The sequence below is a fragment of the Tateyamaria armeniaca genome (assembly GCF_045797845.1).
In the GTDB taxonomy this organism is placed as follows: Bacteria; Pseudomonadota; Alphaproteobacteria; order Rhodobacterales; family Rhodobacteraceae; genus Tateyamaria; species Tateyamaria armeniaca.
In genome coordinates this window covers 3,950,474-3,966,526 of record NZ_JBHDIY010000002.1, presented here as the reverse complement: position 1 = coordinate 3,966,526, position 16,053 = coordinate 3,950,474, and the positions used below count along the sequence as shown (strand labels likewise).

Here is a 16,053-nt window from a genome sequence, read left to right as displayed (position 1 = left end):
CCCCGGACCCCCGGAGTTTTTCTGGCGAGATGAAGAAGGATCGTGTCATCCGCGACCCCCTTGAGCGAGGTGGTCCGGTTCAGGATCCAGTCGGCGATGAGGTTGACGCTGATGGCGAGCGTGGCAATGGCGACCGCCGGGTAGAGTGCGGCACCGATGCCGAAGTTGATCCCTTCCTTGTTCTCTTTCACGATGCCGCCCCAGTCCGCGAGTGGGGGTTGGACCCCGATCCCGAGGAAGGACAGTGTCGAGATGAACAGCACCATGAAGATGAACCGCAGCCCCATTTCGGCGACAAGTGGTGAGAGCGCGTTGGGCAGGATTTCGCGGAAGATGATCCATGTCAGTTTTTCGCCGCGCAGGCGGGCGGCCTCGACATAGTCCATGACCGAAATGTCGACGGCCACGGCGCGCGACAGGCGATAGACCCGCGTGCTGTCGAGCAGGCCCATGATCACCACCAGTGTGACCACTGTGGCCTCGATCGAGGACAGGATGACGAGGGCGAGGATCAGGGATGGGATCGACATGAACAGATCAACAAGGCGGCTCATCACCTGATCGACCCACCCGCCCGAGACGGCGGCGATAAACCCTAGGATCGAGCCTGTTGTGAAGCTGAGCATTGTGGCCAGAGTGGCGATCAGGATGGTGGTTTGCCCGCCGTAGATCATGCGTGTCAGCAGGTCGCGTCCGATCTGGTCGGTGCCAAGCCAGTGTTTGGCGGACGAGGGTTCCCAGACATCGCCCACCGCTTCGGCCATGCCGTAAGGGGCGATGAGGTCAGCAAAGATGGCAGCGAGGAAGTAGATCGCGGTGATCGTGAGCCCGATGGCGGCGGAGAGGGGTATGTTTTTTAGCATTTGATTTGCGCCCAGATTTGCGAACGGGTGCCGGATCGCGCCTTTGCTGCGCAAAGACTTCCATCCGCTCGAAATGAGTTTTGTTGCACAAAACTCATTTGGGGTGCCTCAGGCGCGGGTTGGCGAGGATGGACACCACGTCAGCGACAATGTTGAGGATGATGTAAACGGCGGCAAAGATGACCCCGCAGGCGAGCACGACCGGCACATCCCGTTTGACCACGGCATCGACCAGATATTGGCCCATGCCGGGATAGGCGAACACCACTTCGACCACCACGACGCCCACCACCAGATAGGCGAGGTTAATCATCACCACGTTCACGATGGGCGCGATGGCGTTTGGAAAGGCGTGCTTGCGGATCACGGCGAAGGTGTTGAGGCCCTTGAGTTCCGCTGTTTCGATATAGGCCGACTGCATGACGTTCAGGATCGCGGCGCGTGTCATGCGCATCATATGCGCCAGCACCACCAGCGTCAGGACCGCCACGGGCAGCGCGATGGCGTAAAGCTGTGCTGAAAGCGGCATACCAGGCGAGACAGAAGCAAAGGAGGGGAAGGCGACAGGGTCCATGCCGACCCACCCCCAGATCGGCCATGTCATGCTTTGCACGGCAAAGAAAAAGATTAGCACATATGCGATCATGAATTCCGGCAGCGAGATCGAGGCGAGCGTGATCCCCGAGATTAGCTTGTCCGGCCAGCGGTTCTGATAGCGTACGGCGATCAGGCCCAGCAGGATCGCCAGAGGGACCGAGATGATGGCGGCCCAGAAGGCAAGGAACAGTGTGGCGGACATGCGCCGCGCGATCTGCTCGCCAATAGGCAGCTTGTTGGTCAGTGCGAGCCCCATGTCACCTGTGAATATGCCGCCGAGCCATTCGAAGTAGCGGGTGAAGGCCGGGCGATCCAGACCCATTTCGGCGCGCAGGTTGGCGAGGTTTTCTTCGGTCGCGCCCTGACCGAGCACGGCTTGCGCGGCATCTCCGGGCAGGACTTCGGTCAGGCCAAAGATCAGGGCAGAGGCGGCCAGCAGCAGCAAAAGCCCGATGCCGAGGCGTTCTGCCACAAGTTTCAGGATGGGGTGCATGAGGATGGACCTGTTCTGCTAAAAATGCTTGGGCGCGGTGCCGGTGTCAGCGGTCCGCTGCCAAGGAGCGTCTCTGACCGATACGAGCAAATGGCAGGCCTGTGCCAAGGCCGCGCGATCCGTTCGCTGTTTGTCGAGACATTCATATATGTGTCTAAAAGCAATCGGGCGGCCCCGTGTGGGGGCCGCCCGATCCTGTGCTTTTAAGCCTTCCAGGTCTTTTTGAACGCGTACCAGTTCATCTGAGGACCGTTGGGATCGCTTTCCCAGCCTTTGACATTGGTCGATACGGCGTCGACGAAGTCGTTGAACATCGGAACGATCAGGCCGCCTTCTTCGTTCAGCATGCGACCCATTTTCGAGTAGATGTCCTTGCGCTTGGCCTCGTCGAGTTCGGCGCGCGCCTCAAGCAGCATCGCGTCGAATTCGGGACGTTTCCAACGGGTGTCGTTCCAGTCTGCCGTGGAGAGGTAGGCTGTGGTGTACATCTGATCCTGCACCGGGCGACCGCCCCAATAGGAACAGCAGAAGGGCTGCACGTTCCAGACTTCGGACCAGTAGCCATCATTGGGCTCACGCTTGATTTCCAGCGGGATACCGGCGGCTTGGGCCGATTGCTGGAACAGGGCGGCGGCATCGACCGCGCCGGGGAAGGCCCCGTCGGCGGTGCGCAGGATGATGGGCGAGCCATCGTGGCCTGATTTCTTGTAATGCTCGGCCGCTTTTTCGAGGTTGAACTCGCGCTGGGGGATGGTTTCGTCAAACAGCGGGTAGGCGGCGTTGATCGGCATGTCGTTCCCGACCGAGCCATAGCCCTGCAGGATCTTTTCAACCATTTCTTCGCGGTTAAGCGCGTATTTCAGCGCAAGACGCAGGTCCAGATTGTCGAAGGGCGGGGTGTCGATATGTGCGATGAACACATAGTGACCGCGCCCGGCTGTGGACAGCACGTCGATCGTGGGCGCACGGTCCAGCAGTTTTGCAATCTTGGGTTCAACCCGGTTGATCGTATCGACCTGGCCCGATTGCAGGGCCGCTGTCCGGGCGGTGGCGTCGTTCAACACGATGACTTCGACCGTGTCGTAGTGGGCCGTGACTGTCTGGTCGCCGCCCCAGTAATCGTCGCGCCGCTTGCCAACCATGCGCACGCCAGGCTCGTCGCTTTCCAGCGTATAGGCGCCGGTGCCGATGGCTGCAGTTGGATCGTCAAAGCCGCCACCCGGCTGGATCATCAGGTGGTAGTCGGCCATCAGGTAGGGCAGGTCGGCGTTGCCGACGGCCAGCGTGACTTCGAAAACGTCACCATCGGTGCGCATGGATTCAATACCCTGCACGATGCCGAGGGCGCCCGATTTGGAGTCTTCGTTCGAGTGGCGCGCCATGGTCTGCATGACGTCTTCGGCCGTGACGGCCTGACCGTTCGAGAATGTGATGCCCTGACGCACCTTGAAGCGCCATGTCTTGGCATCCGATGTGCCTTCCCAGCTTTCGGCGACAAGACCTGTCAGCGAACCGTCGGCTTCCACCTCGACAAGGCCCTCACCCCAGAGCTGACCACCGGCAATCGGCACGTCCGAGGCCCATGTGGCGGGGTCCTGGCTGTTGGTGGATTCACCACCTTGTACACCCATTTTAAAGGTGCCGCCCGCGACAGGTGCGGCTTTGGCTGGCGTGGCCAGCATCGAAGACGCCACGGCTGCGCTCACACCCAGTGCGGCGGCGCGGCTCATGAATTCACGGCGCGTCATCGCACCTGCTGTCACGCGTGCGGACAGCTTTTCTAGTTCTTTCGACATATGTGTCTCCCAATTGGATCATATCCGCGTCTGGTGCGCGGTATTTTTGTTTGTGGCGCAGAGCCTAAGCATTTGCCGCCTGCTCGCAAGGGCTAATGCCGGAAACTGACACGACAATTCTGTGACATGCGGGTGCAGGCTTAGAGCAAATCGCGTTTGATTTTGTCTGTCACCTCTCGGTGGTAAACGGATTTGCCGTTCTCGAATGCGTCAAGCGATGCGCGCAGATGGAAGTGGGTCGCATCAGACCACATCTCGGACTTTGTTTCGGTGCGCAGTGCGATGCCGTCGCGTTTCAGCTCCTCCGTCCAGTGGCAGGCTCCCCTTGCCGACAGCGGGTCGTCGGGATGGATCGACCAGCGCTCGCGTGCAATCGATCCGTTGATCAGCCCATACTCCAGATCGCGGACCTTTCCGAAATCGTCCTCGATGATCAGGCTGGTGACGCCAGTGACCATATCCGTTTCCTGTCGACGTATATGGTTTTCCGGGCGCAACTCCTCTGTCCGCCACGGCGGCGCCGCGTCGGGATCGGGGAAGGTCCAGTCGCCCGCAGCCCGCAAGGCCTGCACGGATAGGGAGCCTGCGTGCAATTCAAGGGTGACCGGCGTTGGCGTTGGCCAGATCAGGGGCCAGTAGGCGGTCGAGATGGCGATGCGCAGCCGATGACCCGCAGGGACGGTGTAGGCGATATGATCAAGCGCCAGTTCGATCTCTTCCTCCTGGCCGGGAGTGAGCGCACGCCCCAGATGGCGGGCAAGGTTCAACACGCCATAGGTGATCCGGGTGGAGGCTCCGTCCGGATGCACATGGTTCAGCCTGACAGCGATCTGCGCGACAGGGGCATCGGCGCTGAGGGTCAGGCGGATCGTCGGTGCGTCGATGATCGACACGTCTTGGTCAAGCGGGGCGCTGTCAAAGGTGGCACTGCGCGCATCATCATGGCGTTGGTCGCCGGGCAGTTCCGGGCCCAGCCAGATGGCGCAGTATTCTCCGCCGTCTGCGCCGGTGTCGTGTGGCGAGGCAATCGTGCGGTGGAATCGGTCGGGCGCCTCGCTCAACCCGGCATCGCTCAGGTGCCATGTCTGCGTGTCGGCGCTTGCATCTGCCAGCCAACGCCCGGGCCGTTCGGTGTACCAAGTGGCGGGGCGCACACCGTCCATGAGGTATGTGCGCAGATCAGGGTCCTCCTCGACACCTGTGTCCACTCGTTTGAGCCATTTGTCCCACCATCGCAGCGCTTCCTGCAAAAAACCGATGCGCGGCTCGGGCACTGCGAAATGCGGATACTTGTGCACCCATGGCCCGATGATGCCTTTTGCGCCGGGCAAGGCATCGACCAGTTGCGGCACCGCGTTCTTGTAGGCATCGCCCCAGCCACCGATGGCCAGAACCCCGGCCTTGATCGTGTCATAGGTTTCGATCACCGAGCCATGTTTCCAGTAGGCATCGCGGCTTTGATGGCGCAGCCAGACCGACGGCAGGAACGGTTCCGCCTCAAGCCGCTCAAGCCACATCTCGCGCCAGTCGGGGCGCAGGACAGGGTCGGGCGCGCGGGACGAATAGCTCCACATCGTCGCCCCCCATCCAAGGTTTTCGTTCAGCAGGCAACCGCCCTTGTAGTGGATGTCATCGGCAAATCGATCTACGGTCGAACACAGCGTGATCACTGCCTTGAGCGGCTCGGGCGCCATGGCCGCGACCTGCAACCCGTTGAAGCCGCCCCAGCTGATCCCCATCATTCCGACGCTGCCATTACACCATGGCTGTGCTGCGACCCAGTTGATCACCTCGACGGCGTCATCCAGTTCGGTTTGGGTGTATTCGTCCTCCATCAGCCCGTGGCTGTCCCCGTTTCCGCGCATGTCCACGCGCAGGCAGGCATAGCCACGGGCCGCAAAATAGGGGTGGGTCAGCGCGTCGCGCGCGCAGGTTCCGTCGCGTTTGCGATAGGGCAGGTGTTCGAGGATCACCGGCACCGGATCATCGCCTGCATCAACGGGCCGCCACATGCGCGCCGACAGGCGGGTGCCATCGGCCATGGTGATCCCAAGGTCGGGGGTTTCTTCGATCTCGCGCAGGGTGTTTTTCATGGGCGCACGGTTTCGTCGCCGCGTGTCAGAGTCAAGCGTTCCCCCTCAATCCTTGATCGCGACCAGAAGGTCGGCGACATTCGTACCCGTCGGGCCCGTTTTGACCAATGCGCCGCGTGCTTCAAGCCATGGATATGCATCCGCGCGCTCCAATGCGTCTGCCCCGCTGTCATCCCAAGTCGAGCCGTCCACCAGTGCGCCCGCGGCGTCCGTTGGCCCGTCGGTGCCATCGGTGCCGCCCACCAGAATGCGAAGGCCCTCAATACCCGCAATCTCGCGGGCAAGGTTCAGGGCCAGTGCCATGTTGCGCCCGCCCTTGCCGGGGGCTGGGGGTAAAAGAACCACCGGTTCACCACCCAGGACGATCAGGCCGGCGGGTGCTGCATGCAGTTGTGCGCGCAGGACCGGGACCAGAGAGGTGATGTCGCCGTAAAGCGTTTCGGCTTTCATCGTGATCGGCAATGCGCTGGCAGCGGCCACGGCGTCCCGCGCGATGGTATTGCTGGCGACGATGTAAGGCTGGAAGTCAAATTCGCGGTCTGCGGGCGCGTCGCCGATGCCCGACCCGATTGTGGCAAGCGCGTCGCCCTCAACATCCGAAATGGCGAGCGTCGTGACCTGTGCGCCCTTGAACCCGGCCAACAACTTGCCGCCCTTGATCTGCGAACGGGCCGAGCGGTGCATGTTCATCGCGGCAATTGTCGCGCCCGAGGCGAGCAAAGCACTGGTGCTGTCCATCAGATCCTGCAGGCTCAACCCGTCCTGGGGCACTTCGGCCAGTGCCGAGGCCCCGCCCGACACCAGCATCAGCAGGCGGGAACTGCTGTCGCAGGCGGCGACCGCTTCCTGCAGGGCGCGGCCCGCTGTGATCGACGCTTCGTCCGGGACGGGGTGCGCGGCCTCCATCACCGTGGCATGGGGCGGCGCGCCCTCGGCATGGTCGTATTTCGTGACGATCAGGCAGGGCACATCCGGCCACGTATCGCAGGCGGGCCGGGCCATCGCCACGGCCGCCTTGCCAACCGCGATGATGCGATCAGGCTTGGGCACAATGCCATCCGCTATCGCACGGGATACGGCCACGTCGCCGCGCACTGCGCGCACGCCTGTCATCCACAAAGCCATGATGTCATCCGTCTTTTCCATGCCCAATCCTCACCTTTCAGCGGCAAAACACACCCGATACGCCACAACATCTACCGCTGGACCCGCTAAATTGTGACGTACGGTCAAAAAGACTCTATCCCTTGATTCGCGATTCCGCTATGCATGGCGACACAAAGCGGTGCTGACACGGCGAATAATGCTGGCGGCATATTAGAATTGGATCGCGAAAAGCGGCCAGAGGCGAGAGTGGTGTTGGTATGAAAGCGATTGATTTCGTTGTCCGTGATAGTACGGGCGCATTGCAACGTGGTATTGTTCCTGTCGAGCAGGATACGAACGTCGCATTGACAAGCGGGCAGGAAGTGTCCCTGAACCTGAGGCAGATCGACCTCGCCGGGCAGCAGCGCAGCGGCGACGATTTGATCATCACGCTTGTCGATGGCCGCACGATCACCCTTGAAAACTATTTCAACGATGCAGGCCCGACGAACCGTCTGTTCATTTCGGCAGATGGCTACCTGAACGAGGTCGTGTTTGTCGAAACATCCGATGGCGCATTGTACGCGCAATACGGCCCGACAGAGCAGTGGGGCAAATGGAGCCCGTCGGACGATCTGATCTATCTCGGCCGGACAGAAGTTGCGAATGCCGCTTACACGGATGGTGACGAGGACGTCTCGATGCTCGGGGCCGCCTTGCTGGGCGGTTCCGGATTGCTTGGCTCCGGCGCTGCAGCCGCGGCTGCTGTTGTCGGTGGTGCTGCCGTTCTGGGCGGCGGCGGTGGCGGAGGAGATGGCGGAGGTGGTCCAGCCGCCCCTGCAACGCCGACAGTCGACAATGTCGGCACCACGACGGAACTGGGCGGTGACGATACGGACACGCATGTCTTTGTTGTCTCCGGCACGGGCGAACCCGGTGACACGGTCGAAGTGGATGCGGGTGGCTCGGTTCAGACAACGACGATTGGTGACGATGGTACGTGGTCGATCACCTATGAGGGCGCCAACTTCCCGGCCGACGGCATGGCGGAAACAGTCGTAACCTTTACGCATGGCGGCGGCGGCGAAACAACAATTGACGGCCCTGTCTTTGTCATCGACACAACAGGCCCGGATGTCGCGATCACGACGGGTGTCGAAAGCGCTGGGCACGTCGTAAATGGTACGGAACTGTCAGGCGGCGTCACGCTGACCGGCACGGGCGAGGCGGGCGCGACGCTTGCCATCACCATCGCGGATGTGACGCGCAACGTCACGGTTTCCGACACTGGCACGTGGTCGGCCACATGGCAGTCCGGTACGTTGGTCGAGGGCGAATATGCGTCGGACGTGCGCATCGTGGCGACAGACAGCTTTGGCAACACAACCACGGTCACGGATGTCCTGGTGGTCGATACGATCGCCGAACTGTCCCTTGTGACGGCCACAGTCGAAGGCGACGGCGTGATCAACGCCGCCGAGGCCGCCGATGGCGTCACCCTGACTGGCAGTGCACAGCTGGGATCGACTGTCGAGGTGACATTCAAAGGTGTCACCCAGACAGCAACGGTCGATGGCAACGGAAACTGGTCAACAACTTACGGCCCGTCCGACATTCCGTCGGGCGAGACACAGGTGAACGTCTCGGCCACGGCAACAGATGCGGCGGGCAACACGTCGACCGCCACTGGAACAGTCACGGTCGACACTCTGGTCAACACGCTGGAATTCACCTCGACCGCAAGTGGGTCAGACGGCGTGATCAACGCAGCCGAGGCCGCGTCCGGTCTGGTTGTCACCGGCGTCACGGAACCCGGATCGAGTGTCGTTGTGTCCCTTGGTGGAACCTCCACCACGGCAATCGTGGCAGCCAACGGCACGTGGACCGCGAGTTTCTCAAGCGACGCCATCGCGCCCGGCACCTATGCCACTCAGGTGAGCGCAACAGCCACAGACGCCGCAGGCAACACGCGCAGCATCACACAGGCGGTGAATGTCGACACTGACGCCAGTGTCCTGACCATCGCAGGTCCGATCGAGGGCGATGACATCATCAACGGGGTCGAGGCCAGCGACGGTGTCATCCTGACGGGCAATGCCGACCCCGGCGCGCTTGTCAGCGTGACGATGAACGGGGTCACCCATCAGGCGGTGGCAAACGGGTCGGGCGTCTGGCAGGCCTTCTATTCCTCTGCCGAGATCCCGCAGGGCACCTATCAGGCGCAGATATCGGCAACGACCACAGATGCCGCAGGCAATACGGCCACAGCCACGGACACAGTTCAGGTGGATACGCGGGTCGACAACCTGTCGGTCGCAGCGGATGTGATCGAAGGCGACAACATCATCAACGCCGAAGAGCAGTCTGACGGCGTCATCCTGACCGGCACGACCGAGCCTGGATCGTCCGTTATGGTCACAATGGGCGCGCACACCTGTGCAGGCCATCGTGGATGCGCAAGGCAACTGGACAGCACCTTTCACGCCTGCGCAGGTGCCCTTGGGCGAATACATCACCGATGTCAGCGTGACGGCGACCGATCTGGCAGGCAACGTGGCGTCGGTCAGCGACACCGTGCGGGTCGATACGCTGGTCAATCAGCTCGACATTCAGGACACTGTTACAGCGGACGATGTGATCAGCGGGGCCGAGGCGCGCAGCGGCATCGCGCTTGGCGGTCAGGTCGAGGCGGGATCGACCGTCATGGTCGATTTCAACGGCACCGTGCTGGCCGCAAATGTAGATGCTTCGGGCAGCTGGTCGCTGAACATCCCGGCATCCGCGATCCCGGGCGGCACCTACGATGCGGCGATCACGGTCCTGGCGACGGATCCCGTGGGCAATACCGACACGATCAGCGACACGCTGGCCATCGACACGGACGCGCCAGACGGCCCGGTCATTGCCAGCTACACCCGCGCTGGCGACGGCATCCGCGGGATATCGACCGAGCAAAGCGACGGCGATCTGACAGTTGCACAGGTCAACGCAAATGGCACCATCAGCGATGTGCAGGCAACGCAGGTGGACATCGACGTGCTGGGCGAGACCAATTTCCAGTTTGCCACAAACGTGCCGGACGGCTCGCATCTGATCGTGAACTCGACAGATGCGGCAGGCAACACCAGTGGCACCTACGTCGTGCTGGACGACGAAAGCGCGAACAGCGCCATTGATCTGTCCAACCCATCGCTGGGTGGCTACCAGATCGAAGCGGTCGAGTTGCAATTCGCCGAAGAAGCGAACCTGACCATCACCGAAGCGCAGCTTGTGGGCCTGTCGGATGCAACCGACACCCTGACCATTCATGGCGGCGCGGACGATACTGTGACAATCGCAGGGGCCACCTGGACCGGATCGGTCGCGGTCGATGACCAGACCTATGATGTCTATTCGCTGGGCACCGAGGGCACTGTCATCCTCGACGATGACATCACCGTCAACACGGCCATCGCATAAGGTAAAATCAAACGAAATTTCACTGGGCAAGACCAACAAAAACAAAAAAATCGAGCATTCCAGAAAGATAAGAGGCGCGGACCGAAACTCCGCAACCGCGCCCATCCTCTACAACGATAATAACCCGAAACGGGACCGGACGATGAGGCAAGGTGGTATCAGGTTGGCGGCGCTGTGTGTCGCTGCAACGCTGCAGGCAGGGTGCATGGGCAGCACGGGTGAGGCGTCCTTTGTCTCGCGGATGAATTCCGGTGCGGGTATGGATGTCGGAACAGAGCGACCCAATGCGGCCCTGCGCCAGACTCCGACGAAAAACGATGCGACACTGAACAGTGAAAGCGTTGTTATCCAAGGGCTTTTGACGCGTTCATCCGTCCTGCCCTCGGGCAGCGCATATGAGCGTGTGACAACCAGCGTGCTGGCGGCAAATGCGCGCGCGGCAGAAACCGAATTGCGTGCGGCACGCCTGCGCGCGTCAGCGGCCTCCAAAAACTGGCTGCCCACGATTGGCCCCCGCATCAGCCTCAATTCCCTTGGAGACATCGTCAGCCAGATCGTTGTCGATCAGGTGCTGTTCGACAATGGCCGCAAGAAAGGGGAGCGTGCCTTTGCCAAGGCGGATGTCGAAGTGGCTGCTGTCACACTGGCCGAAGACACCAATGATCGGGTCGCAACGGGGCTTGGCCTGTACCTTGCAGCTGCCGAGGGGCGCGAGGCGGCGCATCTGCACCGGGCCACACTGCGCGAGATGGAGCATTTCGAATACATCATGTCCGAACGCGTTCGCGGCGGGGTGTCCGATATGTCTGACCTGAACGTGATCCGCCAGAAACTGTCCGAAATCCGCGCCTCGATTGCGGCAAGCGATGAAGCGGCGGGAACGGCTCTGGCCGAACTCAACGCAATGTCCATCGCCCCGCAAAACGACGTGCGCGGTCTTCAGGCGCTGAGCGTCAGCGCCTCTGCAGCGCAACCTTTGGCCGTCACCCGCGCCGAAGCGGAAAAAGAGCGCGACATCGCGCAGGCCCGGATCGACCGCGCCAATCAGTTGCCCGGCATAAGCGCGCAAGCCGCCGTGGGTGAAAACAGCGGGGCAGGCATCACCGCCGGGGGCACGGGCATCGGCCTTGGTACCAGCGCACGCTTGCAAGCCATAAGCGCCGCAAAAGAGGCGGCAGGCCGCCGCGTTGCCCAAGCCACTGAAGACGCCAACCGCACCTTGCGCAAGCTCGAAGGGCAAGTGGCCGCCAAGGCCCGTCAGGCACAGGAGTCGCGCGGATTGACCGCGCAGGCCAAGGCCAACCTTAATCTGTTCCGCGCCCAGTACGAGGCCGGACGCCGCCCTGTCATGGATGTGGTCGGCGTGTACGAAACCTTCGCCGCCCGCCAGACCAGCGAGATCACCCTCAAATTCGAAGCACTGCGGTTGCAGATCGAATTGGCGCGCGTGCAGGGCGTGCTTGCGGACGGAGATCAGATTTGAGCCCCAAACGCCCTTTTACCCTCACCATCATGAACGGAAATGGTGCGTCGATCAGTGCCGGGACAGGTGCGGCGCGGCAAGTCAATCAGGCCGACAATGCCAACCGTTTTGATGATCGCCTGCATGCGCGTGCGGACGTGTCGGTCGCTTATGCTGGTATTCTGGGTGTGAAAACGGCCCATGCGGATGTCCTTGACAGCTTGCGCGCGCGCACCCGCGCCGGGGCGAGTGTGACGGACGAGGCGCAAGCCCTTGTTGCCGGGTTGCAGGCCTGTGGTCTGGTCGCGCAGGCGCAGAAGGTCAAACATCTGTCCGCCGACCAGTGGCCCGCCCTTGCCTACATGACCAGCGGGCAGGTCGTGCTGGTGCTGGGCGTGTCGCGCGGCGATGTGATCCTTTACGACAAGACCTGCACCGACAACCGCGCACAGGTGCCGGTCACCGAATTTGCCCCGTTCTTTGCGGGGCTGGTGGTACGGGCCGAGGCACCACTGTCGCGCGTTGCCGAAACCCATGGCACCGAAGGCGACAAGCCACATTGGTTCTGGGGTGAATTTCATCGTTTCCGCAAGGCGTTGGGAGAGATCGCGCTGGGATCGTTCGTCGCCAATCTGCTGGCTGTGTCTGTCGCGCTGTTTTCGCTTCAGGTGTATGACCGGGTGATCCCGCATCAGTCCGAGGCGACGCTGTGGGTGCTCGCCATCGGTGCCTGCCTTGCCCTGCTGCTTGAGGCGTTCCTCAAGATCGCGCGGGCACGTCTAATGGACGGCGCGGGCCGCCAGATCGAACTCAGCGTGCTGACCCTGCTGATGGAGCGCGTGATGGGCATGCGGTCGGACCTGCGTGGCCAGTCGCCGTCGATGACATTCTCGGCCATGCGCGAATTCGGGTCGGTGCGCGAATTCTTCACCGCCTCGACCATCGGCACCATTGCCGACATTCCGTTCATCTTTGTGTTCCTGTTGCTTGTCGCGTCGATTGCGGGGCCGGTTGTATGGGTTCTGATCCTGGGCGGCGCGCTAATGGTCATCCCCGGCTTTTTTCTGCAACGGCGGATGCTGCAACTGACCCAGGATACCCAAGGGGCCTCTGCCAAATCCTCGCGCTTGCTGCACGAGGCAATTTTTGAACGCGACACGGTCAAGACCCAGCGCGCCGAAGATCGCGTCATGCGCCTGTGGCAGGAACTGACAACGCTGAGTGCGATGAAGTCCTCCGAACAGCGCCGCCTTGCCTCGGTGCTGACGTTCTGGAGCCAAGGCATGCAGCAGATGACCTATGTGGGCGCGGTGATTGCGGGCACTTATCTGGTATTCGCCGGGCAGTTGACCGTCGGTTCGATCATCGCCGTCGGCATTCTCACGTCGCGCACACTTGCGCCGCTCACGCAGCTTGCAGGCACCATGGCGCGTTGGGGCAACGTCAAGGCGGCACTTGATGGGCTTGAGGCCATTGCAGAGGCACCGCAGGATGCACTGCCGGGCCGGACCTATCTGCGACGCGATGCACTCAACGGCCATTTTGAGCTGCGCGATGTCCAGTTCCAGTATGAAGAGGACGGCGCGCCCACGCTCGACATCGGGGCGGTTCAGATCAAACCGGGTCAAAAGATCGCGGTGCTGGGCAGCAATGGCGCAGGCAAGTCGTCACTGCTCAAACTCCTCTCGGGCGTCTATGCACCCACCAAAGGGCGCGTGCTGATCGACGGCACCGACATGGCCCAGATCGAACCGCGCGACTTGCGCCGCCTGATCGGCTATCTGGGGCAGGACGTGCGGCTGTTTTCGGGCACGTTGCGCGACAACCTGAACCTGACGCTTTTGGAGCGTGACGATGCGCGCCTGATGCAAGCGCTTGATTTCGCGGGGCTTGGCCCATTCGTCAAGGAGCACCACAAGGGCCTTGATCTGGAAATTCAGGACGGCGGGCAGGGCCTGTCCATCGGGCAGCGCCAGTCGATCGGCTGGGCGCGCCTGTGGTTGCAGGACCCCAAGGTCTGCCTGCTGGACGAACCCACGGCAGCGCTGGATCAGACGCTTGAGGCCACGCTTGTCAAACGGCTTGAGACATGGATGGCCGGACGCACGGCCATCATTGCGACCCATCGTGTGCCGATCCTGTCGCTGACCAACCGCACGCTGATCCTGCAGAACGGTCGCATGACGATTGATGGGCCGCAGGATCAGGTGCTGGCCCACATCAACAAGGCAGTTCCGTTGCGGGGGAAAATCGCATGACCATGGCCTCTGCCAGTCTGGGCGCGCAGCTTGAGGCGGACATGCGCGGCCCGGCCCGCGTCATCTATCTGTGTGGTGCGGCGGTGGTGGTCTTTGTCCTTTGGGCGGCGTTTGCATGGGTGGACGAGATTGTGCGCGGGCAGGGCGAGATGATTTCGTCCTCGCGCCCGCAGATCATCCAGAACCTCGAAGGGGGCATTCTGGCGGAATTGTCGGTGAGCGAGGGCGATATCGTGAACCGGGGTGAAGTGCTGGCGCGGCTTGAAAGCACCCAGTTTCAAAGTCAGGCGGACGATCTGCAAAACCAGATCACCGCATTGACTGTCCGCCAGTTGCGTCTTGAGGCGGAATTGGCCGGGCAGTTCGACTTTACGATCCCCGAAGATCTTGGCGCGCAAATGCAAGGGCTGCTTGCCAGTGAACGCGCGTTGCTGAATGCACGTCAGACGGATTTTTTAAGCCGTCGGGAGGGCGCACAACGGGTGCTGGATCAGGCGGCCAAGGAACGTGCACTGCTCGAAGACTTGCTGGAGCGCAACATCGTGGCGCTGATCGAAGTGACGCGCGCCCGCAAAGCCCACGCGGATGCGCGCATCAAGCTGGATGAGATCATGACCAGCACCGAGTTGGAGCGCGCGCAGGCCTATTCTGACACGCTCAAGGAACTCGGCACGTTGCGCCAGAACTTCAAGGCCGCACAGGACCAGTTGAACCGCACTGCGCTGGTCAGCCCGATGCGCGGCGTGGTGAACAATCTGTCCGTCACGACCATCGGCGGCGTGGTGCGCCCGGGCGAAGAGATCATGCAGATCATTCCGCTGGACGAGGAACTGTTCGTCGAGGCGCGGGTGTCCCCCAAGGACATCGCCGGGGTGCGTCCGGGGCAAGAGGCGACGATCAAGCTGAGTGCGTATGATTACACCATCTATGGCTCGCTCAAAGGGCAGGTGCGCCTGATCTCGGCGGATACGTTCAAGGACGAGCGCAAGGCGGATGGCGATCCGCATTACAAAGTGACACTTGGAGTGGATACGTCCGATCTGAGTGTTCGCCAGCGCAGCATTGCAATCCGTCCGGGCATGCAGGCCGAGGTGGAGTTGCACACCGGTTCAAAGACAGTGCTGCAGTATCTTCTGAAGCCGCTGTACAAGTCGCGCGAGGCGTTTCGCGAGCCATGAGACGTGTCTGTGCCCCATGACGGGCAGCCTGTAGGTCTCTTGAGTGTTCACGGTGGGTCTCAGCTTGCGGCGGAAGCTCCCAAATGGCTGCTTTCAGTGGGACGACACCCTTCGCTATACTTCTCCTAACTGCCCCCCGGGTCTGCGAACAGAAAGGCGTGTCATGAAGAATCTCACAACCGCACCCATGCTGACGACCGAACGGCTAACCCTTCGTGGACCTGAACGGAGTGATCTTGCGGCGTTTACCCGGTTCATGACCAGTGCCCCGTCGATGCAGGCGCAGGGCGAGACGATCACAGCGGAACAGGCGTGGTTCGGATTTCTGACGGGCGTCGGCCACTGGCAGTGGCACGGCTTCGGCTTTTTTACGCTCGTTCTACAAAAGACCGGACAGCCGGTTGGTCGCGTGGGCCTGCTCAAGCATTCCAATTGGCCGGACGAGGAACTGGCGTGGCATCTGTTCGAAGGCGCGGAAGGAAAAGGCTACGCAACAGAAGCGGCGATTGCCGTCAAAAAATGGGCCGCTGAGGAGCTGGGGCTGGATCAGCTTTACAGCTACATTGACTGCGGCAATACCCGCTCACAGGCTGTGGCGAAACGGCTTGGGGCCAGTACAGATGGCACGAGGGCACAGCATGAACCAGAAGCGGAAGTCTGGGTTCACACAAAGGTGGGCCAGTGAAACGACCCTGACGACATTTCTCCGTGATAAGCCCTGGCTGGACGTGCCAACAGCATGGTGGGCCGATCGGATGTGTCCGCATC

9 protein-coding genes and 3 pseudogenes are annotated in these 16,053 nt (G+C 61.7%); 7 read left to right on the top strand and 5 right to left on the bottom strand.

Features of this window, described 5'->3' with window-relative positions; translation table 11 throughout:
* Nucleotides 1–56: 56 nt before the first annotated feature.
* The 5 genes and pseudogenes from ACERZ8_RS20145 to ACERZ8_RS20125 form a co-directional block, all read right to left on the bottom strand.
* Nucleotides 57–863: pseudogene (locus ACERZ8_RS20145) on the bottom strand (ABC transporter permease); the annotation flags it as partial.
* 94 nt (nucleotides 864–957) lie between these two features.
* Entirely contained in the window at nucleotides 958–1,953 is a 996-nt protein-coding gene (locus tag ACERZ8_RS20140) for an ABC transporter permease (protein ID WP_407593953.1), read from the bottom strand.
* A gap of 203 nt (nucleotides 1,954–2,156) precedes the next feature.
* Nucleotides 2,157–3,749 (bottom strand): ABC transporter substrate-binding protein, encoded by a 1,593-nt coding sequence (locus ACERZ8_RS20135; RefSeq protein WP_407593951.1) that lies wholly within the window; start codon nucleotides 3,747–3,749, stop codon nucleotides 2,157–2,159.
* Nucleotides 3,750–3,889: 140 nt separating this feature from the next.
* Nucleotides 3,890–5,842 carry a CocE/NonD family hydrolase gene (locus ACERZ8_RS20130; RefSeq protein ID WP_407593949.1) on the bottom strand — a complete coding sequence of 651 codons (1,953 nt, stop codon included), beginning with the start codon at nucleotides 5,840–5,842 and terminating at the stop codon, nucleotides 3,890–3,892.
* 45 nt (nucleotides 5,843–5,887) lie between these two features.
* The gene (locus tag ACERZ8_RS20125) at nucleotides 5,888–6,988 is read right to left on the bottom strand and encodes a DUF4147 domain-containing protein (protein ID WP_407593947.1); all 1,101 of its coding nucleotides are present in this window, start codon (nucleotides 6,986–6,988) and stop codon (nucleotides 5,888–5,890) included.
* A 218-nt stretch (nucleotides 6,989–7,206) separates the two neighbouring features.
* Between ACERZ8_RS20125 and ACERZ8_RS20120 the strand changes: the two are divergent.
* From ACERZ8_RS20120 to ACERZ8_RS20090, 7 genes and pseudogenes are all read left to right on the top strand, one after another.
* Nucleotides 7,207–9,306 (top strand): annotated as a pseudogene (locus ACERZ8_RS20120) (Ig-like domain-containing protein); the annotation flags it as partial.
* Nucleotides 9,307–9,631: 325 nt separating this feature from the next.
* Nucleotides 9,632–9,721: pseudogene (locus ACERZ8_RS20115) on the top strand (hypothetical protein); the annotation flags it as partial.
* Between the two features lie 303 nt (nucleotides 9,722–10,024).
* Entirely contained in the window at nucleotides 10,025–10,387 is a 363-nt protein-coding gene (locus tag ACERZ8_RS20110) for a hypothetical protein (RefSeq protein ID WP_407594338.1), read from the top strand.
* 205 nt (nucleotides 10,388–10,592) lie between these two features.
* Complete coding sequence (locus ACERZ8_RS20105) at nucleotides 10,593–11,870, top strand: TolC family protein (RefSeq protein ID WP_407593946.1); 1,278 nt, start codon at nucleotides 10,593–10,595, stop codon at nucleotides 11,868–11,870.
* A 29-nt stretch (nucleotides 11,871–11,899) separates the two neighbouring features.
* Nucleotides 11,900–14,107, top strand: coding sequence for an ATP-binding cassette domain-containing protein (locus ACERZ8_RS20100; RefSeq protein WP_407594325.1), 2,208 nt, complete (start codon nucleotides 11,900–11,902; stop codon nucleotides 14,105–14,107).
* On the top strand, nucleotides 14,104–15,285 hold the full coding sequence (locus ACERZ8_RS20095; RefSeq protein WP_407593945.1) for an HlyD family type I secretion periplasmic adaptor subunit: 1,182 nt from the start codon (nucleotides 14,104–14,106) through the stop codon (nucleotides 15,283–15,285). Before ACERZ8_RS20100 ends, ACERZ8_RS20095 begins: the two co-directional genes overlap by 4 nt.
* Nucleotides 15,286–15,448: 163 nt before the next feature.
* Nucleotides 15,449–15,970 carry a GNAT family N-acetyltransferase gene (locus ACERZ8_RS20090; protein WP_407593944.1) on the top strand — a complete coding sequence of 174 codons (522 nt, stop codon included), beginning with the start codon at nucleotides 15,449–15,451 and terminating at the stop codon, nucleotides 15,968–15,970.
* Nucleotides 15,971–16,053: the final 83 nt, after the last annotated feature.

Coding starts and splice junctions, on each gene's coding strand:
- ACERZ8_RS20100 (WP_407594325.1), top strand. CDS start 11,900: ATGAACGGAAATGGTGCGTCGATCAGTGCCGGGACAGGTGCGGCGCGG.
- ACERZ8_RS20105 (WP_407593946.1), top strand. CDS start 10,593: ATGGGCAGCACGGGTGAGGCGTCCTTTGTCTCGCGGATGAATTCCGGT.
- ACERZ8_RS20090 (WP_407593944.1), top strand. CDS start 15,449: ATGAAGAATCTCACAACCGCACCCATGCTGACGACCGAACGGCTAACC.
- ACERZ8_RS20125 (WP_407593947.1), bottom strand. CDS start 6,988: ATGGAAAAGACGGATGACATCATGGCTTTGTGGATGACAGGCGTGCGC.
- ACERZ8_RS20135 (WP_407593951.1), bottom strand. CDS start 3,749: ATGTCGAAAGAACTAGAAAAGCTGTCCGCACGCGTGACAGCAGGTGCG.
- ACERZ8_RS20140 (WP_407593953.1), bottom strand. CDS start 1,953: ATGCACCCCATCCTGAAACTTGTGGCAGAACGCCTCGGCATCGGGCTT.
- ACERZ8_RS20130 (WP_407593949.1), bottom strand. CDS start 5,842: ATGAAAAACACCCTGCGCGAGATCGAAGAAACCCCCGACCTTGGGATC.
- ACERZ8_RS20095 (WP_407593945.1), top strand. CDS start 14,104: ATGACCATGGCCTCTGCCAGTCTGGGCGCGCAGCTTGAGGCGGACATG.